Below are 20349 nucleotides of genomic sequence, written 5' to 3'. Positions count from 1 at the left end.
AGTCCGGGGCCGGGCCCCGGCCCCGGACTTCCAGCGTGTCAGCCGCCCATCCCGGCGCCGCCGACCGGGTCCCCGCTCACCCGGACGCCTTCCGGGAGCGGCCCGTCGGGGCTTGTCCACCTGAGGATGTCGGACGGATCGGCCGGTTCGTCGAGTTCGCGGCGCAGCCCGCCCGGCGGCGGACCGGGCCGGCGCGGCTCCCGCACCCCGGCACCGCCGCCGCCCTCGCCCTCGCCGAGGTCGAACCAGACGGTGACCGCGGCGCCGCGCGGCACCTCGACACCCGGCGGCGGGTACTGGCGCACGACGTAGTCGACGGTGGCGAAGCGGAAGTCGGGCCGGTCCGGCGCGACGAGCAGCAGACCTCTCGCCGCGGCGTTCTCGCGCGCGTCCACGGCCATCAGACCGACGAGCTTCGGAACTCGGACTTCGGGTGTTTCGGGCGTTATGTGCACGGAGCTCACCCCCAGCGGTACCCGCAGGGTAAGCCCCGGCCGGGGTTCAGGCCAGTGACAGTCGGTAGCAGTGTCCCTCGCGCTTGCCCACGGGCGTGGTGAACCGTTCCGCGAGGTCCATGCCGAGCCGCCGTGTCACCGCGATGGAGCGTTCATTGCGCGCGTCGACCATGGCGACGACGCTCCGTACACCCGCCGCGCGCAGCCGCTCCAGGGTCGTGGCCGCGGCGGCGCTGACATACCCGCGGCCCCAGTGCTCGCGGCCGAGCCGCCAGCCGATCTCGATCTCGCCCTTCGGACCCCACTCGTACGGCCAGGGCTGGGCGCCGGTGAAGCCGAGCACCTCGCCCGCGGACCCGGTCATCGTCCAGAAGCAGAAACCGCGCTCGGCGTCGTGCCGGCGCTGGCGGGCCGTCAGCTCCTCGTACACCGACAGTTCGGCCGCCTTGCCCCCGTGGAACTCCATCACCTCCGGGTCGGCGAAGATGCGGTGCCAGGCGAATGCGTCCTCGTCGGTGGGGACGCGCAGCTTCACTGCGGGGAGCGGTCGGTTCACTGGGGCAGCCCTTCAGCCGGGTGATCTGTGCCGCTGCATAGACTGCCCATGTCCTGTGCCCGTCAGCACGCAATTTCCGAACCTTGGGGAGATCCCGCCGTGACCGAGCCCCAACCCCTCTCCGAAAACACCGCGGACGTCATCGTCGTGGGTGCCGGGCCAGCCGGTTCCACCACCGCGTACTACCTGGCGAAGGCCGGGCTCGACGTGCTGCTCCTGGAGAAGACCGCCTTCCCGCGGGAGAAGGTGTGCGGCGACGGTCTGACCCCGCGCGCCACCAAGCAGCTCGTCTCCATGGGCATCGACATCTCGGAAGAGGCCGGCTGGCTGCGGAACAAGGGCCTGCGCATCATCGGCGGCGGCGTCCGGCTCCAGCTCGACTGGCCGGATCTCGCCTCGTACCCGGACTACGGACTGGTGCGCAAGCGCGACGACTTCGACGAGCAGCTGGCCCGCCAGGCGCAGAAGGCGGGCGCCCGGCTGTACGAGCGCTGCAACGTCGGCGCCCCGATCACCGACGAGCGCACCGGCCGTATCACCGGCGTCCACGCCAAGCTCGGCGAGGACAAGCGCGAGGTCACCTTCCACGCGCCGCTGGTCGTCGCGGCCGACGGCAACTCGACCCGGCTCTCGCTGGCGATGGGGCTGCACCGCCGTGAGGACCGCCCGATGGGCGTCGCGGTGCGCACGTACTTCACCTCCCCGCGCCACGAGGACGACTACCTGGAGTCCTGGCTGGAGCTGTGGGACCGCCGCGGCCCCGGCGAGGACCGGCTGCTGCCGGGCTACGGCTGGATCTTCGGCATGGGCGACGGCACGTCCAATGTCGGTCTCGGCGTGCTGAACACCTCCGACTCCTTCAAGGAGCTGGACTGGCGCGAGGTCCTGAAGGCGTGGTGCGCGTCCATGCCGGAGGACTGGGGCTACACCCCCGAGAACATGACGGGCCCGATCCGCGGCGCGGCCCTGCCGATGGCCTTCAACCGCCAGCCGCACTACACCAAGGGCCTGCTGCTCGTCGGCGACGCCGGCGGCCTGGTGAACCCGTTCAACGGCGAGGGCATCGCCTACGCCATGGAGTCGGGCCAGATCGCCGCGGACGTCATCGTCCAGGCGCACGCGCGGGCCACCCCCGGCCAGCGCGAACTGGCCCTCCAGCGCTACCCGCGCGTCCTGAAGGACACCTACGGCGGCTACTACACCCTCGGCCGCGCCTTCGTGAAGCTGATCGGCAACCCGAAGGTCATGAAGATCGCCGCCCAGCGCGGTCTGACCCACCCGCTGCTGATGAAGTTCACGCTCAAGATGCTCGCGAACCTCACGGACCCGACGGGCGGCGACGCGATGGACCGCATCATCAACGGCCTGTCGAAGGTGGCGCCGAAGGCGTAGGGCGGTCCGGCGGCCCGTTCACGGACTTCCGCGCCACGGCTGAGGGGCGTCTCCCGCGGGAGACGCCCCTCAGCCGTTCTCGACCCGTCGGTCAGAGCACCCGCACCGCTCCGGTGGCCGGGTAGCCCGAAAGGTCCTGAATGACCACGCCCTTGGAGGGGTTGGCGGCGTCCAGGTACTGACCGTCCCCGATGTACACACCCACGTGGTACGCCGAGCCCGCCGCACCCCAGTACAGGATGTCCCCGACCTGGATGTTCGACAGGGAGACCGGCGTACCGGCCGTCGACTGGGCCTCCGAGACGCGCGGCAGGTCCACGCCGGCCTGCCGGAAGGCGGCCTGCACGAGGCCCGAGCAGTCCCACGAGTTCGGGCCGGTGCCGCCCATCACGTAGGCGTCGCCGACCTGGGCCTTGAGGAAGGCGATGACGGTGGCGACGCTGCCGCTGGCGGGCGCCGAGACGTCCGCGGAGGCGGAGGCGGTGGTGGCCAGGGTGGTGCGCTCGGTCGAGCGCGAGGCGGCCTTGGCGGCGGCGGCCTTCCGCTCGGCCTCCGCCTTCTTCTTCGCCTCGGCCTTCTTCTCGGCGTCGGCCAGGTCGGCCTTGGCCTGCTTGGCGGCCTTGGCCGCGGCCGCGTCGCGCTCCGCCTGCAGTTCGTAGTTGGCCGCCGCCTGCTGCGTGGCGTCCGCCGACTGGGCGACCTGGGTGGCCAGGTCCGCCGTCAGCGTCGGCAGCTCCAGGGTCTGCGTCACGGGCTCGGCCGCGCTCGCCGAACCGGCCGCCCCGGCCACGGCCAGGGTGCTGAGAACGCCACCGGCAACTCCGGCGCGCATCGCGAGCGTCGAGGACGCGTTGCGGCGGGGTTTCCGGTGGCTGCGTATGTGAGCGGTGTGGGACATGGGTACAACCGGTACCAGGGGCTCCCTCATACCTTCAAGAAACGTGTGGTCCGCCACAGTTGTTCAACAGGAGCCCGAAACTCGCGCGCATCGCCGTCTTCTGACGCCGTAACGGGCATTGCGGACGAAGTTGATCACACCTGTGATCATGGGCTTTCTGTATTACGTCCGAATTGCCCCGCGCTTACCACTGGTTGCAGCCGGTGGCCAAGCCCGGTTTTCCCGGGATGGGTGCCGATGTGGCGCAGGTCACGGAACGGTCACCGCGGGAAGGGCGTCCCGCGCGGGGTCCGACGGGTCGCCGGCGCTCGTGAACGCGCGCACGTGTCCGCATCCGTCCGTATCGCTCCCCCGGGGTGTGAACGGGTGCCTCTATCAAGCGATCCGGTCCAGCGCCAATTTGCTAGTAGCGGCGGCCTCTTGATAATGCAACACCGCCCCGACCAGCGGTGACGCGCGAGAATGTCACCTCTTGGTGATCAGTCGGCTGCTTCGCGTACGAAGATCACCGCTCATCCGACTTCATGATCCTTCGCCGGGTGGTGGAGATCACAAAGTAGTTCGGGACCCCCGTGTCGCAGATCACAGACCGGCAGGCATAAGATGCGGGGCAGTTGGGCTTGTGACCTGCTTCACATGTACGCGATCTTCGTCGGGACGCACGGGGTCTGCGGGACGAGTGGGCTGGGAGTTCGCCCGACGCAACCGCCAGCAGTCAGTGCCGACTGAGAGGAGCGAGGAGCGTGAACGCGTATGCGCCGATCCTCGTACTGGGAGCCCTCGGGGCAGGCTTTGCGATCTTCTCCGTGGTGATGGCCACGCTTGTCGGTCCAAAGCGATACAACCGGGCCAAGCTCGAGGCCTACGAGTGCGGTATCGAGCCGACGCCCACGCCGGCCGGCGGCGGCCGTTTCCCCATCAAGTACTACCTGACGGCGATGCTCTTCATCGTCTTCGACATCGAGATCGTCTTCCTCTACCCCTGGGCCGTCACCTTCGACGCCCTGGGTGTTTTCGGGCTCGTGGAGATGCTGCTCTTCGTGCTCACCGTCTTCGTCGCGTACGCGTACGTATGGCGGCGCGGCGGCCTGGAATGGGACTGAGGGGCCTTTAGGACATGGGACTCGAAGAAAAGCTGCCGAGCGGATTCCTGCTGACCACCGTCGAGCAGGCCGCGGGCTGGGTGCGCAAGGCGTCCGTCTTCCCCGCCACGTTCGGACTCGCCTGCTGCGCCATCGAGATGATGACCACCGGCGCCGGGCGCTACGACCTGGCCCGCTTCGGCATGGAGGTCTTCCGCGGCTCACCGCGGCAGGCCGACCTCATGATCGTCGCCGGCCGGGTCAGCCAGAAGATGGCGCCCGTGCTGCGGCAGGTCTACGACCAGATGCCGAACCCCAAGTGGGTGATCTCCATGGGGGTTTGTGCGTCATCCGGCGGAATGTTCAACAATTACGCCATTGTGCAGGGTGTCGACCACATCGTCCCGGTCGACATCTATCTGCCCGGCTGTCCGCCCCGGCCCGAGATGCTGATGGACGCGATCCTCAAGCTCCACCAGAAGATCCAGACCTCCAAGCTCGGCGTGAACGCGGAGGAAGCGGCCCGCGAGGCGGAGGAAGCGGCGCTCAAGGCGCTCCCCACCATCGAGATGAAGGGCCTGCTGCGGTGAGCGACGCGACCATCGAGACGAAGGGGCCTGGTGCGGTGAGCGACGTGGCCTTCGAGACGAAGGGGCCTGGCGCGGTGAGCGGCGTGGCCTTCGAGACGAAGGGCCTGCTGCGGTGAGCGACGCGAACGGCGCCGGCGACGGCGCGAACCCCGAGCAGGATCTCAGCGCCTCCCGGCTCCCGGGGCAGCGCGGCGACCAGGGCGAGGAGATCCGCGTCCAGCGCGGCATGTTCGGTGCCGACAACGGCGGCGACACCTCCGGCTACGGCGGCCTTGTCCGCTCGATCCGGCTCCCCGGGGCGTCCGCCCGCCCCTACGGGGGCTGGTTCGACGAAGTGGCCGACGAACTCGAAGGCGCCCTGGAGGAGCAGGACCTCCTGCCGGAGAACGCCATCGAGAAGACGGTCGTGGACCGCGGCGAGCTGACCTTCCACATCGAGCGCGAGCACCTGCTCCGCGTCGCCCGCACCCTGCGCGACGACCCGGCGCTCCGCTTCGAGCTGTGCACCGGCGTCTCCGGAGTGCACTACCCGGGCGACAAGGGCCGCGAGCTGCACGCCGTCTACCACCTGCGCTCGCTCACCCACAACCGGCTGATCCGCCTCGAAGTCAGCGCCCCCGACGCGGACCCGCACATCCCGTCGCTGGTCTCCGTCTATCCGACGAACGACTGGCACGAGCGCGAGGCCTACGACTTCTTCGGGCTCGTCTTCGACGGCCACCCGGCGCTGACGCGGATCATGATGCCCGACGACTGGCAGGGCTTCCCGCAGCGCAAGGACTACCCCCTCGGCGGCATCGCCGTCGAATACAAGGGCGCCCAGATCCCGGCTCCGGACCAGCGGAGGTCGTACTCGTGAGCACACAGACCCCTTCTTCCGCCTCGGGAACCCGCGAGACCACCGAGGGCACCGTCTACACGGTCACCGGCGGTGACTGGGACGAGGTCGTCCAGACCGCGGCCAAGGCCGACGACGAGCGGATCGTCGTCAACATGGGCCCCCAGCACCCGTCCACCCACGGAGTGCTCCGGCTCATCCTGGAGATCGAGGGCGAGACCGTCACCGAGGCCCGCTGCGGCATCGGCTATCTGCACACCGGCATCGAGAAGAACCTCGAGTTCCGCACGTGGACGCAGGGCACCACGTTCGTGACGCGCATGGACTACCTGACGCCGTTCTTCAACGAGACGGCGTACTGCCTGGCCGTCGAGAAGCTCCTCGGCATCGAGGACCACGTCCCCGACCGCGCCTCGGTCATCCGGGTGCTCCTGATGGAGCTGAACCGGATCTCCTCCCACCTGGTGTGCATCGCCACCGGCGGCATGGAGCTCGGCGCCACCACGATCATGATCTACGGCTTCCGTGATCGTGAACTCGTTCTCGACATCTACGAGCTCATCACCGGCCTGCGCATGAACCACGCGTACGTCCGGCCGGGCGGACTCGCCCAGGACCTGCCGCCCGGCGCGGTGGACCAGATCCGCGAGTTCGTGAAGAAGATGAAGAAGAACCTCCCCGAGTACGACAAGCTCGCCACCGGGAACCCCATCTTCAAGGCGCGCATGCAGGACGTCGGCTATCTGGACCTGGCCGGCTGCATGGCCCTCGGCGCCACCGGACCGATCCTGCGCTCCGCGGGCCTCCCGCACGACCTGCGCAAGGCCCAGCCGTACTGCGGCTACGAGACCTACGACTTCGAGGTGCCGACCGCCGACACCTGCGACTCCTACGGGCGGTTCCTGATCCGCCTGGAGGAGATGCGCCAGTCGCTGAGGATCATCGAGCAGTGCCTCGACCGGCTCGCCCCGGGACCGGTCATGGTCGCCGACAAGAAGATCGCCTGGCCCGCCCAGCTCGCGCTCGGCCCCGACGGTCTCGGCAACTCCCTGGACCACATCAAGAACATCATGGGCACCTCCATGGAGGCCCTGATCCACCACTTCAAACTGGTCACCGAGGGCTTCCGCGTCCCCCCGGGCCAGACGTACGCGGCGGTCGAGTCGCCCAAGGGAGAACTCGGCGTGCACGCCGTGTCCGACGGCGGCACCCGCCCCTACCGGGTCCACTTCCGGGACCCGTCCTTCACCAACCTTCAGGCCATGGCGGCGATGTGCGAGGGCGGCCAGGTCGCCGACGTCATCGTCGCCGTCGCGTCCATCGACCCCGTGATGGGAGGCGTCGACCGGTGACCACCACCCCCTCGGAACAGGGCGTCAGCCTGGGCATGCCCCAACTGCCGCCCCCGGCCTACCCGGACGACGTCCGCGCCCGGCTGGAGACGGACGCGCGCGACGTCATCGCCCGCTACCCCGACTCCCGCTCCGCCCTCCTGCCGTTGCTGCACCTCGTGCAGGCGGAGGAAGGCCACGTCACGCGCACCGGCATGCAGTTCTGCGCCGATGTGCTGGGCCTGACCACGGCCGAGGTCACCGCGGTCGCCACCTTCTACACCATGTACCGGCGCAAGCCCTCGGGCGACTACCAGGTGGGCGTCTGCACCAACACCCTCTGTGCGGTCATGGGCGGTGACGCGATCTTCGAGGCGCTCCAGGACCACCTGGGCGTCGGCAACGGGGAGACCACCGGCGACGGCAAGGTCACCCTGGAGCACATCGAGTGCAACGCGGCCTGCGACTACGCGCCCGTCGTGATGGTCAACTGGGAGTTCTTCGACAACCAGACCGTGGACTCCGCCAAGCGCCTCGTCGACGACCTGCGCTCCGGAGCCCCGGTCGAGCCCACCCGCGGCGCCCCCCTGTGCACGTACAAGGAGACCGCCCGGATCCTGGCCGGCTTCCCCGACGCGCGCGAGGGCGCCGTCGAGGCGAGCGGCAGCGCGGGCCCCGCCTCGCTGATCGGCCTGCGGCTGGCCAAGGGCGAGACCACCCCCGCGCGCGTGGTCCACCCGCGCGGTGCGGGCGGCGCCCAGGACGGGCCCCACGACGGGCGGCACGACGGACCGCCGCACGAGCCGTCGCCGTCCGAGCACCTCAGCTCGCACGACGCGCCGCAGGACACCGCGGCCTCCGACCCGGCCCACCCCGCGGGTCCCGCCGCCGAGGAGGGGGAGTGATGAGCGTGTCCACCCACCAGGGGAGCGCGTCCCAGCCGGGCGCCGGCGGGGAGAGCAGCGCCGAGAAACTGCTCGCACCCGTGCTGTCGGCCTTCTGGGACGAGGAGAAGTCCTGGACCCTGGACGTCTACCGCAGGCACGAGGGGTACGAGGGCCTGCGCAAGGCGCTCGCCATGTCCCCGGACGACCTGATCGCCTATGTGAAGGACTCCGGGCTGCGCGGCCGGGGCGGCGCCGGATTCCCCACCGGGATGAAATGGCAGTTCATTCCGCAGGGCGACGGAAAGCCTCACTATCTAGTTGTCAACGCCGACGAATCGGAGCCTGGAACCTGCAAGGACATTCCGCTCCTCTTCGCGAACCCGCACAGCCTCATCGAGGGCATCGTGATCGCCTGCTACGCGATCCGTTCTTCGCATGCGTTCATCTATCTGCGGGGTGAAGTCGTCCCCGTACTGCGGCGGTTGCACGAGGCCGTACGGGAGGCGTACGCGGCGGGCTATCTCGGCGAGAACATCCTGGGCAGCGGACTCGACCTGGAACTCACCGTGCACGCGGGCGCGGGCGCGTACATCTGCGGTGAGGAGACCGCGCTGCTCGACTCGCTCGAAGGCCGCCGTGGCCAGCCTCGACTGCGTCCCCCTTTCCCTGCCGTCGCGGGCCTCTATGCGTGTCCAACTGTTGTGAACAACGTCGAATCGATCGCATCAGTTCCCGCGATCCTGAACAGAGGCAAAGACTGGTTCAGGTCGATGGGCAGCGAGAAGTCACCGGGCTTCACGCTCTACTCGCTCAGCGGCCACGTCGCCAACCCCGGCCAGTACGAGGCGCCGCTCGGCATCACGCTGCGCCAGCTCCTGGACATGAGCGGCGGCATCAGGCCCGGCCACCGGCTGAAGTTCTGGACGCCGGGCGGCTCCTCGACGCCGATGTTCACCGACGAGCACCTCGACGTCCCGCTCGACTACGAGGGCGTCGGCGCCGCGGGCTCCATGCTCGGCACCAAGGCGCTCCAGTGCTTCGACGAGACGACCTGCGTGGTGCGGGCCGTCACCCGCTGGACGGAGTTCTACGCCCACGAGTCCTGCGGCAAGTGCACGCCGTGCCGCGAAGGCACCTACTGGCTGGTGCAGTTGCTGCGGGACATCGAGGCCGGCAAGGGCGTCATCTCAGACCTCGACAAGCTGAACGACATCGCCGACAACATCAACGGCAAGTCGTTCTGCGCCCTCGGCGACGGCGCCGCCTCGCCGATCTTCTCCTCGCTGAAGTACTTCCGCGAGGAGTACGAGCAGCACATCACGGGCCGCGGCTGCCCCTTTGACCCGGCCAAGTCGACGGCTTGGGCCGACCGCACGGAGGTGAACGCATGACGGTGACCACCAGCGCTCCCTCCGGGGGCGGCGAGGCGGCCGTACCGCCGGAAGACCTCGTCTCGCTGACGATCGACGGAGTGGAGATCAGCGTGCCCAAGGGCACCCTGGTCATCCGCGCCGCCGAACAGCTCGGCATCGAGATCCCCCGGTTCTGCGACCATCCGCTCCTCGCCCCGGCCGGCGCCTGCCGCCAGTGCATCGTCGAGGTCGAGGGCCAGCGCAAGCCGATGGCGTCCTGCACGATCACCTGTACGGACGGGATGGTCGTCAAGACTCAACTGACCTCGTCCGTCGCCGAGAAGGCCCAGCACGGTGTGATGGAGCTGCTGCTCATCAACCACCCGCTGGACTGCCCGGTCTGCGACAAGGGCGGCGAGTGCCCGCTACAGAACCAGGCGATGTCGCACGGCAACGCCGAGTCCCGCTTCGAGGGCAAGAAGCGGACCTACGAGAAGCCGGTCCCCATCTCCGCCCAGGTCCTGCTGGACCGCGAGCGGTGCGTGCTGTGCGCGCGGTGCACCCGCTTCTCCAACCAGATCGCGGGCGACCCCATGATCGAGCTGATCGAGCGGGGCGCGCTCCAGCAGGTCGGCACCGGCGAGGGCGACCCCTTCGAGTCGTACTTCTCCGGGAACACCATCCAGATCTGCCCCGTGGGAGCGCTCACGTCGGCGGCGTACCGATTCCGCTCGCGCCCCTTCGACCTCATCTCCTCGCCGTCCGTCTGCGAGCACTGCGCCGGCGGTTGCGCCACGCGCACCGACCACCGGCGCGGCAAGGTCATGCGGCGCCTCGCCGCGAACGACGCCGAGGTCAACGAGGAGTGGATCTGCGACAAGGGGCGGTTCGGCTTCCGCTACGCGCAGCGGCCCGACCGGCTCACCACCCCGCTCGTCCGCTCCGCGGAAGGTGTCCTGGAGCCGGCCTCCTGGCCGGAGGCGCTCGCCGCCGCAGCCGAAGGGCTGCTCGCGGCGCGCGGCAGAACCGGCGTGCTGACCGGCGGCCGGCTCACCGTGGAGGACGCCTACGCGTACAGCAAGTTCGCGCGCGTGGCTCTCGACACCAACGACATCGACTTCCGCGCGCGCGTGCACAGCGCCGAGGAGGCCGACTTCCTGGCGGCCCGGGTCGCCGGACACGGCCGGGACCTCGACGGTACGGGCGTCACGTACGCCGCCCTGGAGAAGGCGCCCGCGGTGCTCCTCGTCGGACTCGAGTCCGAGGAGGAGACGCCCGGCGTCTTCCTGCGGCTGCGCAAGGCGTGGCGCGGACACGGGCAGCGGACCTTCGCGCTCGCCACGCACGCCACCCGCGGCCTTCACAAGGCGGGCGGCACGCTGCTGCCGGCCGCGCCCGGTACCGAGACCGAGTGGCTGGACGCGCTCGCCGCCGGTGTCGGCCTGGAGGGCGAGGGCGCCGAGGCCGCCGCGGCGCTGCGCACCGAGGGCGCGGTCATCGCCGTCGGCGAGCGGATGGCCGCCGTCGCGGGCGGCCTGACCGCCGCCGTACGGGCCGCGTCCGCGACCGGCGCACAGCTCGTGTGGATCCCGCGCCGGGCCGGGGAGCGCGGCGCGATCGAGGCGGGCGCGCTGCCGTCGCTGCTGCCGGGCGGGCGTCCGGCCACCGACCCGCGCGCGCGGGAGGAGGTCGCGGCCGTCTGGGGCGTCGCCGAACTCCCGCACCGTTACGGCCGCGACACCGGCGAGATCGTCGACGCCGCGGCGAGCGGCGCACTCGACGCCCTGGTGGTGGCCGGTGTCGAGGTCGCCGACCTGCCGGACCCGGCACGCGCGCGTGCCGCCCTCGCCGCGGTGGGCTTCCTGGTCTCGCTCGAACAGCGGCCCAGCGAGGTCACCGAGCACGCGGACGTCGTCCTGCCGGTCGCGGCCGTCGCCGAGAAGGCGGGCACCTTCCTCAACTGGGAGGGCCGGGCCCGGCTGTTCGAGGCCGCGCTGAAGCCGGACCAGATGACCCGCCGGCTGTCCCCGACCGACGCCCGGGTGCTCCAGATGCTGGCCGACGCCATGGACGTACACCTCGGGCTGCCGGACCTGCGCACCGCCCGCGCCGAGCTGGACCGGCTCGGCGCCTGGGACGGACCGCGGGCCACCGAACCGCTGGAGACCGGGGGAGTGCCGCCGCGGCCCGCCGCCGGGGAGGCCGTTCTCGCGGGGCACCGGCTGCTGCTCGACCAGGGCCGCCTCCAGGAGGGCGACGAGGCGCTCGCCGGGACGCGGCACGCGGCCCGCGCGCGCGTGTCGGCCGCCACCGCCGCCGAGGCGGGCGTCAAGGAGGGCGACCTCCTCGCCGTCACAGGGCCCGCCGGCGTCGTCGAACTGCCGCTCCAGGTCACCGAGATGCCGGACCGCGTGGTCTGGCTCCCGCTGAACTCCACTGGCACAGGCGTCGCCTCCGACACCGGGGCGCTGCCCGGCGCACTCGTCCGCATCGGCCCGGCGGCCCTTCCCGCCGAGACCCCCGAGGAGGTGGAGGCATGAGCGCGGACCTCGCCGCCGAAGACCTCTCCATGTTCGGCACCGACCCCTGGTGGCTCGTCGTCGTCAAGGCGGTGTTCTGCTTCGCCTTCCTGATGGTCACCGTGCTCTTCTCCATCGTGTGGGAGCGCAAGGTCGTCGCTTGGATGCAGCTGCGCATCGGCCCCAACCGGCACGGCCCCTGGGGCATGCTCCAGTCGCTGGCCGACGGCATCAAGCTGATGCTCAAGGAAGACGTCATCGTCAAGCGGGCGGACAAGGTCGTCTACGTCCTCGCGCCGATCGTCGCCGCCATCCCGGCCTTCATGGCCATCGCGGTGATCCCCTTCGGACCGGCCGGCAACGAGATCTCGATCTTCGGCCACCGCACCGCGATGCAGCTCACCGACCTGCCGATCGCGATGCTCTACATCCTCGCGGTCGCCTCGGTGGGCATCTACGGCATCGTGCTCGCGGGCTGGTCCTCGGGGTCGACGTACCCGCTCCTCGGCGGGCTGCGCTCCTGCGCGCAGATGATCTCCTACGAGATCGCCATGGGCGCCGCGTTCGCCTCGGTGTTCCTCTACTCGGGGTCCATGTCGACCTCGGAGATCGTCGCCCAGCAGCAGGACCGCTGGTACATCCTGCTGCTGCCGGTCTCGTTCCTGATCTACATCGTGACCATGGTCGGCGAGACCAACCGCGCGCCGTTCGACATGCCGGAGTCCGAGGGCGACCTGGTCGGCGGCTTCAACACCGAGTACTCGTCCATCAAGTTCGCGATGTTCATGCTCGCCGAGTACGTGAACATGGTGACGGTCTCGGCCGTCACCACGACGCTCTTCCTGGGCGGCTGGCGGGCCCCGTGGCCGGTCAGCACCTTCTGGGAAGGCGCCAACCACGGCTGGTGGCCGATGCTCTGGTTCACGGTGAAGGTGCAACTGCTGCTGTTCTTCTTCATCTGGCTGCGCGGCACGCTCCCGCGCGTCCGCTACGACCAGCTCATGAAGCTCGGCTGGAAGGTCCTGATCCCGGTCTCCGTGGTCTGGCTGATGCTCGTCGCGACCGTGCGCGCCCTGCGCAACGAAGGCTACGACTTCGCCGACATCGCCCTCTACGCCGGCGGCGGCGTCCTCGTCCTGCTGCTGCTCTCGTTCGCCGCGGACATCTTCCGCGACCGCGGTGACGACGCCGACAAGGAGCGGGAGACGTCCGCCGGGTCCGCCGCCTTCGACCCGATGGCCGGTGGATTCCCCGTACCGCCGCTGCCCGGACAGGAGCTGCCGCCGGTGCCGCGGCGGCGCCCGCGCCGGGAGCGGGAGTTGATTGTCAGTGGTGGGTCCGATACTGCGAGTGACGGATCACTTGGCGGATCTCGTGACGGAAAGGAGGGGTCCGATGGCTGAGGAGCCGAAGGAGAGCGGGCAGACCAAGCCCGGCTTCCAGAACCCCGTGGCCGGCTTCGGCGTGACCTTCAAGGCCATGTTCAAGAAGCGGCTGACCGAGCAGTACCCGGAGCAGCCGAAGACCACCGCCCCGCGGTTTCACGGCCGGCACCAGCTCAACCGCCATCCGGACGGCCTGGAGAAGTGCGTCGGCTGCGAGCTGTGCGCCTGGGCCTGCCCCGCCGACGCGATCTACGTGGAGGGCGCGGACAACACCGACGAGGAGCGCTACTCGCCGGGCGAGCGGTACGGCCGCGTCTACCAGATCAACTACGCCCGCTGCATCCTGTGCGGGCTGTGCATCGAGGCGTGCCCCACGCGCGCGCTGACGATGACGAACGAGTTCGAGCTGGCGGACTCCAGCCGCGCCAACCTCATCTACACCAAGGAGCAGCTGCTCGCCGGTCTCGAGGACGGCATGGTCGACTCGCCGCACGCGATCTACCCGGGCACCGACGAGCAGGACTACTACCGCGGTCTGGTGACCGAGGCGGCGCCCGGCACGGAGCGCCAGGTGGCCCTGTCCAAGGGTGAGGTGCCACAGGAGGCCGCCTCCACCTTCGGCGACGACGAGCCGGCGTCGGAGAGGGTGATCGGCCGATGACCGCGCAGCTCGCCGCCGGCTCCGCCGCCACGCTGGCCGCCTACACGACCTCCACGGGCGAGGCGTTCCAGTTCTGGGTCCTCGGCACCGTCGCCGTGATCGGCGCCCTGTGCACCGTCTTCATGAGGAAGGCCGTGCACAGCGCGCTCTGTCTGGCCGGCACCATGATCATCCTCGCGGTGTTCTACCTCGCCAACGGGGCGTACTTCCTGGGCATCGTCCAGATCGTCGTCTACACGGGCGCGATCATGATGCTGTTCCTCTTCGTGGTGATGCTCGTCGGCGTCACCGCCGCGGACTCCCTGAAGGAGACCATCAAGGGCCAGCGCTGGCTGGCCCTGCTGTGCGGACTCGGCTTCGGCATCCTGCTGTTCGCGGGCATCGGCAACGCGTCCCTACAGGACTTCAACGGCCTGGCCAAGGCCAACGCGGACGGGAACGTGGAGGGCCTGGCCACCCTCATCTTCACGAAGTACGTGTTCGCCTTCGAGATCACCGGCGCCCTGCTCATCACGGCCACCGTCGGCGCCATGGTCCTCACCCACCGCGAGCGCACCGAGCGCGCGAAGACCCAGCGCGAGCTGTCCGAGCAGCGCGTGCGCGAGGGCAAGCATGTACCGCCGCTGCCCGCGCCCGGGGTCTACGCCCGGCACAACGCGGTGGACATCGCAGGCCTGCTGCCCGACGGCACGCCGTCCGAGCTGACCGTCAGCAAGACGCTGCGGGACCGCGGCCAGATCCGTGACGTGTCCACCGAGGCGCTGAACGACCTGCGGGCCCTGGAGCAGCGTGCCGAGGAGCGCCTGGAGCGCACGAAGACGGGGGAGGGCTCCAAGTGAACCCGGTCAACTACCTCTATCTCGCCGCCCTGCTGTTCACGATCGGCGCCACCGGCGTCCTGATCAGGCGGAACGCGATCGTGGTGTTCATGTGCGTCGAGCTGATGCTCAACGCCTGCAATCTCGCCTTCGTCGCCTTCTCCCGGCTGCACGGCAATCTCGACGGCCAGATCATCGCCTTCTTCACGATGGTCGTCGCCGCCGCGGAGGTCGTGGTCGGGCTGGCGATCATCGTGTCGCTGTTCCGTTCCCGCCACTCGGCCTCGGTCGACGACGCCAGCCTGATGAAGCTGTAAGGGGCCGCTGAATCGTGGAGAACTTGATTGCGCTGCTGGTAGCGGCGCCTCTGCTGGGAGCGGCCGTACTGCTGTGCGGCGGCCGGCGGCTCGATGCCGTCGGGCACTGGATCGGCACGGTCCTCGCGGCCGCCTCCTTCGTGATCGGCGCGGTCCTCTTCGCCGACATGCTGGGCAAGGACGCCGAACACCGCGAGATCGGCCAGCACCTGTTCAGCTGGATCCCGGTCGGGGGTTTCCAGGCCGACGTCTCCTTCCAGCTCGACCAGCTCTCGATGACGTTCGTGCTGCTGATCACCGGCGTCGGCTCGCTCATCCACGTGTACTCGATCGGGTACATGGAGCACGACGAGCGCCGCCGCCGCTTCTTCGGCTATCTGAACCTGTTCCTCGCGGCGATGCTGCTGCTCGTCCTCGCCGACAACTACCTCCTGCTGTACGTCGGCTGGGAGGGCGTCGGTCTCGCCTCATACCTGCTGATCGGCTTCTGGCAGCACAAGCCGAGCGCCGCGACCGCCGCGAAGAAGGCCTTCCTGGTCAACCGCGTCGGTGACATCGGCCTGTCGATCGCCATCATGCTGATGTTCACGACCTTCGGGACCTTCGCCTTCGGGCCGGTCCTCGACAGCGTGAGCCAGACCGGTGAGGGCAAGCTGACGGCCATCGGCCTGATGCTGCTGCTCGCCGCCTGCGGCAAGTCCGCCCAGGTGCCGCTCCAGTCCTGGCTCGGGGACGCGATGGAGGGTCCGACCCCGGTCTCGGCCCTCATCCACGCCGCGACCATGGTGACCGCGGGTGTGTACCTGATCGTCCGCTCCGGCGAGATCTTCAACAACGCGCCCGACGCGCAACTGGTCGTCACCGTGGTCGGAGCCGTCACACTCCTGTTCGGTGCGATCGTCGGTTGCGCGAAGGACGACATCAAGAAGGCGCTGGCCGGCTCGACCATGTCGCAGATCGGCTACATGGTGCTCGCCGCGGGCCTCGGCCCCATCGGCTACGTCTTCGCGATCATGCACCTGGTGACGCACGGCTTCTTCAAGGCCGGGCTGTTCCTCGGCGCCGGTTCCGTGATGCACGGCATGAACGACGAGGTCGACATGCGCAGGTACGGCGGCCTCAGGAAGTACATGCCGGTCACCTTCGTGACGTTCGGCCTCGGCTACCTCGCCATCATCGGCTTCCCGGGACTGTCCGGCTTCTTCTCCAAGGACAAGATCATCGAGGCGGCGTTCGCCAAGGGCGGCACCGAGGGCTGGATCCTCGGCGGCGCGGCCCTGCTCGGCGCGGCCATCACCGCGTACTACATGACGCGCGTGATGCTGATGACGTTCTTCGGCGAGGAGCGCTGGCGCAAGGCGGCGACCGCGTCCCCGGCGGAGCCGGACGTGGAGCCCGCCGCCGAGCACCGCGGCGAGACTGCGTCTGATCATGTCGCTGCCGCGACGGGCGAGCCGCACCCGCACGAGTCGCCCAAATCCATGACGATCCCGATGATCGTGCTGGCCTTCGGATCGGTCTTCGCCGGTGGCCTGTTCAGCATCGGCGACCGCTTCCTGCACTGGCTGGAGCCCGTCACCGGGCACTCGCACGGCGACTCCCCGGTCAGCGCCCTCACGGTCACGCTGGCCACCATGGTCGTCCTCGTCATCGGCGTCGCCGTGGCGTACGTCCAGTACGGGCGCCGGCCGGTCCCGGTCGTCGCCCCGCGCGGCTCGCTGCTCACCCGGGCGGCCCGCCGCGACCTGCTCCAGGACGACTTCAACCACGTGGTCCTGGTGCGCGGCGGCGAACACCTCACGCGCTCGCTGGTGTACGTCGACCACACCCTGGTCGACGGAGTCGTCAACGGCACGGCGGCCTCGGTCGGCGGGCTCTCCGGGCGGCTGCGCAGACTCCAGAACGGCTACGCGCGCTCGTACGCGGTCTCGATGTTCGGCGGTGCGGCGGTCCTCATCGCCGTGACCCTGCTGATGAGGGCGGTCTGATACCGATGTCCTTTCCTCTGCTGACAGCGACTGCGGCGCTCCCGGCCCTCGGTGCGGTCGCCACGGCCGCCGTGCCGGCCGCGCAGCGCGTCGCCGCCAAATGGCTGGCGCTGCTCGTCTCGCTGGCGACCCTCGTCCTGGCCGCGATCGTCCTGGTCCGCTTCGAACCGGGCGGCGACCGGTACCAGCTCACCGAATCCCACTCCTGGATCAAGGACTTCGGGGTGCGGTACGAGCTGGGCGTGGACGGCATCGGGGTGGCGCTCGTCGCGCTGACCGCGCTGCTGATCCCGTTCGTGATCCTCGCCGGCTGGCACGACGCCGACCCCCAGGAGACCGGCAGCAGGCGCTGGCGGCCGACCCAGGGCTTCTTCGCCCTGATCCTGGCCGTCGAGGCGATGGTGATCCTCTCCTTCGAGGCCACCGACGTCTTCCTCTTCTACATCTTCTTCGAAGCCATGCTCATCCCGATGTACTTCCTCATCGGCGGCTTCGGGGACCGTGCCCACGAGCACGGGGAGGAGACGGCGTCGACGCAGCGCTCGTACGCCGCGGTGAAGTTCCTCCTCTACAACCTGGTCGGCGGTCTGATCATGCTGGCCGCGGTGATCGGCCTCTACGTGGTCGCGGGGAACTTCTCGCTCCAGGAGATCGCCGAGGCCCGCGCGGGCGGCTCGCTGGACATGGCGACGAACACGGAGCGCTGGCTGTTCCTGGGCTTCTTCTTCGCCTTCGCGGTGAAGGCGCCGCTGTGGCCGCTGCACACCTGGCTGCCCAACGCCATGGGCGAGGCCACCGCACCGGTCGCCGTACTGATCACGGCCGTGGTCGACAAGGTCGGCACCTTCGCGATGCTCCGCTTCTGCCTCCAGCTCTTCCCGGAGGCGTCGAAGTGGGCGACGCCCGTCATCCTCGTACTGGCGCTGATCAGCATCATCTACGGGGCGCTGCTCGCGGTCGGGCAGCGCGACATCAAACGCCTGGTCGCGTACGCGTCGATCTCGCACTTCGGCTTCATCATCCTGGGCATCTTCGCGATGACCAGCCAGGGCCAGTCGGGCGCGACGCTCTACATGATCAACCACGGGATCTCGACGGCCGCCCTGATGCTGGTGGCGGGCTTCCTGATCTCGCGGCGCGGTTCGCGTCTGATCGCCGACTACGGAGGGGTGCAGAAGGTCGCCCCGGTGCTCGCCGGGACCTTCCTGATCGGCGGCCTGGCGACCCTGTCGCTCCCCGGACTCGCGCCCTTCGTGAGCGAGTTCCTGGTGCTGGTCGGCACGTTCTCGCGCTATCCGGCCGTCGGCATCATCGCCACCGTCGGCATCGTCCTCGCCGCGCTCTACACCCTCGTCCTCTACCAGCGGACGATGACGGGCCCGGTGAAGGCCGAGGTCGCGGAGATGCCCGACCTCAGAGTGCGTGAGCTGCTGGTCGTCGCGCCGCTGATCGCGTTGCTGATCTTCCTGGGCGTCTATCCGAAGCCGGTCACCGACATCGTCAACCCGGCGGTGCAGCAGACCATGTCCGACGTACACAAGAAGGACCCCAAGCCCGAGGTGGAGGCCGCCAAGTGAGCGCGAGCGCCGTCCACAGCCTGTGGACAACCGCGGCCGACCCGATCTCCAAGATCGACGCGCCGAAGATCGAATACGGGCAGTTGTCGCCCACGCTGATCGTCGTGGGAGCGGCGGTCGTCGGGGTGCTGATCGAGGCGTTCGTGCCTCGCAAGTCCCGGTACTACGCCCAGGTGTTCGTCTCCGCCGTCGCACTCGCCGCCGCCTTCGCCGCGGTCGTCGCGCTCGCGGCCGGCGGGTACGGCACGACCAAGGCGCACATCGCGGCCATGGGCGCCATCGCCGTCGACGGACCGGCCCTGTTCCTCCAGGGCACCATCCTGCTGGCCGGCCTGCTCGGCGTCTTCACCTTCGCCGAACGGCGGCTCGACCCCGAGGCGCACGGCAACCGGGTCGACTCCTTCGCCGCACAGGCCGCGTCCGTGCCCGGCAGCGACAGCGAGAAGGCCGCCGTCAAGGCCGGGTTCACCACCACCGAGGCGTTCCCGCTGCTGCTCTTCGCGGTCGCCGGCATGCTGGTCTTCCCCTCGGCCAACGACCTGCTGACGCTGTTCGTCGCCCTCGAGGTGTTCTCGCTCCCGCTGTACCTGCTGTGCGCCGTGGCCCGCCGCAAGCGGCTCATGTCGCAGGAGGCCGCGGTCAAGTACTTCCTCCTCGGCGCCTTCGCCTCCGCGTTCACCCTCTTCGGCATCGCCCTGCTGTACGGCTACGCGGGCTCGGTGTCGTACGCCACGGTCGCGCAGGTCGTCGACGGCACGGTGCAGAGCGTCGACCCGGCACTCGCGGGCACGATGGGGAACGACGCGCTGCTGCTGATCGGCGCCGCCATGGTCGTCATGGGGCTGCTGTTCAAGGTCGGCGCGGTGCCGTTCCACATGTGGACCCCGGACGTGTACCAGGGCGCGCCGACCCCGGTGACCGGTTTCATGGCGGCGGCGACGAAGGTGGCCGCGTTCGGCGCGCTGCTGCGTCTGCTGTACGTCGTCCTGCCCGGTCTGCGCTGGGACTGGCGGCCGGTCATGTGGGCCGTGGCGATCGTCACCATGCTGGGCGGCGCGATCGTCGCGATCACCCAGACCGACATCAAGCGGCTGCTCGCGTACTCGTCCATCGCGCACGCGGGCTTCATCCTCGCGGGCGTCATCGCGACGACACCGGACGGTGTCTCCTCCGTCCTGTTCTACCTGGGCGCGTATTCGTTCGTGACGATCGGCGCCTTCGCGGTCGTCACCCTGGTCAGGGACGCGGGCGGCGAGGCCACCCATCTGTCCAAGTGGGCCGGGCTCGGCCGCAGGTCCCCGCTGGTCGCGGCGGTCTTCGCGGTCTTCCTGCTCGCCTTCGCGGGCATCCCGCTGACCTCCGGGTTCGCGGGCAAGTTCGCCGTGTTCAAGGCGGCGGCGGAGGGCGGCGCGGGCACGCTCGTCGTGATCGGTGTGATCTCGTCGGCGATCGCCGCCTTCTTCTACATCCGTGTGATCGTGCTCATGTTCTTCAGCGAGCCCCGGCCCGAAGGCCCGACGGTCGCCGTGCCGTCCCCGCTGACCATGACGGCGATCGCGTTCGGAGTGGCGGTCACGCTGGTCCTCGGCGTGGCCCCGCAGTACTTCCTGGACCTGGCGAGCCAGGCGGGGGTCTTCGTGCGCTGACGCCACGCGCGCCCGCCTGCGTAAGGACGGCCCGGCCCCTTGGGAGGGGGGCCGGGC

General features: G+C 69.8%; 18 protein-coding genes. 15 read left to right on the top strand and 3 right to left on the bottom strand.

From position 1 onward, the window contains the following. Positions 1-38 precede the first annotated feature (38 nt). Together ACFV6E_RS29330 and ACFV6E_RS29325 are read right to left on the bottom strand one after the other, a co-directional pair. Positions 39-455, bottom strand: coding sequence for a PASTA domain-containing protein (locus ACFV6E_RS29330; protein WP_385160468.1), 417 nt, complete (start codon positions 453-455; stop codon positions 39-41). A gap of 46 nt (positions 456-501) precedes the next feature. Then, on the bottom strand, positions 502-1011 hold the full coding sequence (locus ACFV6E_RS29325; RefSeq protein WP_385160470.1) for a GNAT family N-acetyltransferase: 510 nt from the start codon (positions 1009-1011) through the stop codon (positions 502-504). 99 nt (positions 1012-1110) lie between these two features. On the opposite strand from ACFV6E_RS29325, the gene ACFV6E_RS29320 reads away from it, so the two are divergent. Beyond that, positions 1111-2403: a geranylgeranyl reductase family protein gene (locus tag ACFV6E_RS29320; protein WP_385160472.1), complete on the top strand. Its 1293-nt coding sequence runs from the start codon at positions 1111-1113 to the stop codon at positions 2401-2403. Between the two features lie 91 nt (positions 2404-2494). On the opposite strand, the gene ACFV6E_RS29315 is transcribed toward ACFV6E_RS29320, so the two are convergent. Next, positions 2495-3331, bottom strand: a complete 837-nt coding sequence (locus tag ACFV6E_RS29315) for a C40 family peptidase (protein ID WP_385465660.1) — start codon at positions 3329-3331, stop codon at positions 2495-2497. Positions 3332-4044: 713 nt separating this feature from the next. Between ACFV6E_RS29315 and ACFV6E_RS29310 the strand changes: the two genes are divergently transcribed. From ACFV6E_RS29310 to nuoN, 14 genes are all read left to right on the top strand, one after another. Further along, positions 4045-4404 carry an NADH-quinone oxidoreductase subunit A gene (locus tag ACFV6E_RS29310; RefSeq protein WP_306321116.1) on the top strand — a complete coding sequence of 120 codons (360 nt, stop codon included), beginning with the start codon at positions 4045-4047 and terminating at the stop codon, positions 4402-4404. Positions 4405-4418: 14 nt separating this feature from the next. Beyond that, positions 4419-4973: an NADH-quinone oxidoreductase subunit B family protein gene (locus ACFV6E_RS29305; protein ID WP_003998928.1), complete on the top strand. Its 555-nt coding sequence runs from the start codon at positions 4419-4421 to the stop codon at positions 4971-4973. Between the two features lie 112 nt (positions 4974-5085). Further along, the gene (locus ACFV6E_RS29300; protein ID WP_385160477.1) at positions 5086-5832 is read left to right on the top strand and encodes an NADH-quinone oxidoreductase subunit C; all 747 of its coding nucleotides are present in this window, start codon (positions 5086-5088) and stop codon (positions 5830-5832) included. Continuing rightward, positions 5829-7163, top strand: coding sequence for an NADH-quinone oxidoreductase subunit D (locus ACFV6E_RS29295; RefSeq protein WP_385160479.1), 1335 nt, complete (start codon positions 5829-5831; stop codon positions 7161-7163). The genes ACFV6E_RS29300 and ACFV6E_RS29295 overlap by 4 nt, the downstream gene beginning before the upstream one ends. Next, a complete protein-coding gene (gene nuoE / locus ACFV6E_RS29290; protein WP_385160481.1) occupies positions 7160-8047 on the top strand; it encodes an NADH-quinone oxidoreductase subunit NuoE in 888 nt (295 codons plus the stop codon). The genes ACFV6E_RS29295 and nuoE overlap by 4 nt, the downstream gene beginning before the upstream one ends. Continuing rightward, a complete protein-coding gene (nuoF, locus tag ACFV6E_RS29285) occupies positions 8047-9420 on the top strand; it encodes an NADH-quinone oxidoreductase subunit NuoF (RefSeq protein ID WP_385160483.1) in 1374 nt (457 codons plus the stop codon). The genes nuoE and nuoF overlap by 1 nt, the downstream gene beginning before the upstream one ends. Continuing rightward, complete coding sequence (locus tag ACFV6E_RS29280; protein WP_385465657.1) at positions 9417-11921, top strand: NADH-quinone oxidoreductase subunit G; 2505 nt, start codon at positions 9417-9419, stop codon at positions 11919-11921. Before nuoF ends, ACFV6E_RS29280 begins: the two co-directional genes overlap by 4 nt. Continuing rightward, positions 11918-13303 carry an NADH-quinone oxidoreductase subunit NuoH gene (gene nuoH / locus ACFV6E_RS29275; protein WP_385160487.1) on the top strand — a complete coding sequence of 462 codons (1386 nt, stop codon included), beginning with the start codon at positions 11918-11920 and terminating at the stop codon, positions 13301-13303. The genes ACFV6E_RS29280 and nuoH overlap by 4 nt, the downstream gene beginning before the upstream one ends. Continuing rightward, positions 13296-13946, top strand: coding sequence for an NADH-quinone oxidoreductase subunit NuoI (gene nuoI / locus ACFV6E_RS29270; protein ID WP_385160489.1), 651 nt, complete (start codon positions 13296-13298; stop codon positions 13944-13946). Before nuoH ends, nuoI begins: the two co-directional genes overlap by 8 nt. After that, positions 13943-14785, top strand: coding sequence for an NADH-quinone oxidoreductase subunit J (locus ACFV6E_RS29265; RefSeq protein WP_385160490.1), 843 nt, complete (start codon positions 13943-13945; stop codon positions 14783-14785). Before nuoI ends, ACFV6E_RS29265 begins: the two co-directional genes overlap by 4 nt. After that, the gene (gene nuoK / locus ACFV6E_RS29260; RefSeq protein WP_006133113.1) at positions 14782-15081 is read left to right on the top strand and encodes an NADH-quinone oxidoreductase subunit NuoK; all 300 of its coding nucleotides are present in this window, start codon (positions 14782-14784) and stop codon (positions 15079-15081) included. Before ACFV6E_RS29265 ends, nuoK begins: the two co-directional genes overlap by 4 nt. A gap of 14 nt (positions 15082-15095) precedes the next feature. Beyond that, positions 15096-17069 carry an NADH-quinone oxidoreductase subunit L gene (nuoL, locus tag ACFV6E_RS29255; RefSeq protein ID WP_385160492.1) on the top strand — a complete coding sequence of 658 codons (1974 nt, stop codon included), beginning with the start codon at positions 15096-15098 and terminating at the stop codon, positions 17067-17069. A 5-nt stretch (positions 17070-17074) separates the two neighbouring features. Then, on the top strand, positions 17075-18646 hold the full coding sequence (locus ACFV6E_RS29250) for an NADH-quinone oxidoreductase subunit M (RefSeq protein ID WP_385465654.1): 1572 nt from the start codon (positions 17075-17077) through the stop codon (positions 18644-18646). Then, positions 18643-20292: an NADH-quinone oxidoreductase subunit NuoN gene (nuoN, locus tag ACFV6E_RS29245; protein ID WP_385465651.1), complete on the top strand. Its 1650-nt coding sequence runs from the start codon at positions 18643-18645 to the stop codon at positions 20290-20292. Before ACFV6E_RS29250 ends, nuoN begins: the two co-directional genes overlap by 4 nt. The last annotated feature ends 57 nt before the right edge of the window (positions 20293-20349 follow it).

Origin of the sequence: Streptomyces sp. NPDC059785 (assembly GCF_042732375.1) — a bacterium.
In the GTDB taxonomy this organism is placed as follows: Bacteria; Actinomycetota; Actinomycetes; order Streptomycetales; family Streptomycetaceae; genus Streptomyces.
This window is presented reverse-complemented; position numbering and strand designations above follow the sequence as displayed.

What these genes read in the sequence shown, in the direction of transcription:
- ACFV6E_RS29265 (WP_385160490.1), top strand. Translation starts at nt 13,943, where the DNA reads ATGACCGCGCAGCTCGCCGCCGGCTCCGCCGCCACGCTGGCCGCCTAC.
- ACFV6E_RS29305 (WP_003998928.1), top strand. Translation starts at nt 4,419, where the DNA reads ATGGGACTCGAAGAAAAGCTGCCGAGCGGATTCCTGCTGACCACCGTC.
- nuoH (WP_385160487.1), top strand. Translation starts at nt 11,918, where the DNA reads ATGAGCGCGGACCTCGCCGCCGAAGACCTCTCCATGTTCGGCACCGAC.
- nuoI (WP_385160489.1), top strand. Translation starts at nt 13,296, where the DNA reads ATGGCTGAGGAGCCGAAGGAGAGCGGGCAGACCAAGCCCGGCTTCCAG.
- ACFV6E_RS29280 (WP_385465657.1), top strand. Translation starts at nt 9,417, where the DNA reads ATGACGGTGACCACCAGCGCTCCCTCCGGGGGCGGCGAGGCGGCCGTA.
- nuoF (WP_385160483.1), top strand. Translation starts at nt 8,047, where the DNA reads ATGAGCGTGTCCACCCACCAGGGGAGCGCGTCCCAGCCGGGCGCCGGC.
- ACFV6E_RS29250 (WP_385465654.1), top strand. Translation starts at nt 17,075, where the DNA reads ATGTCCTTTCCTCTGCTGACAGCGACTGCGGCGCTCCCGGCCCTCGGT.
- ACFV6E_RS29315 (WP_385465660.1), bottom strand. Translation starts at nt 3,331, where the DNA reads ATGAGGGAGCCCCTGGTACCGGTTGTACCCATGTCCCACACCGCTCAC.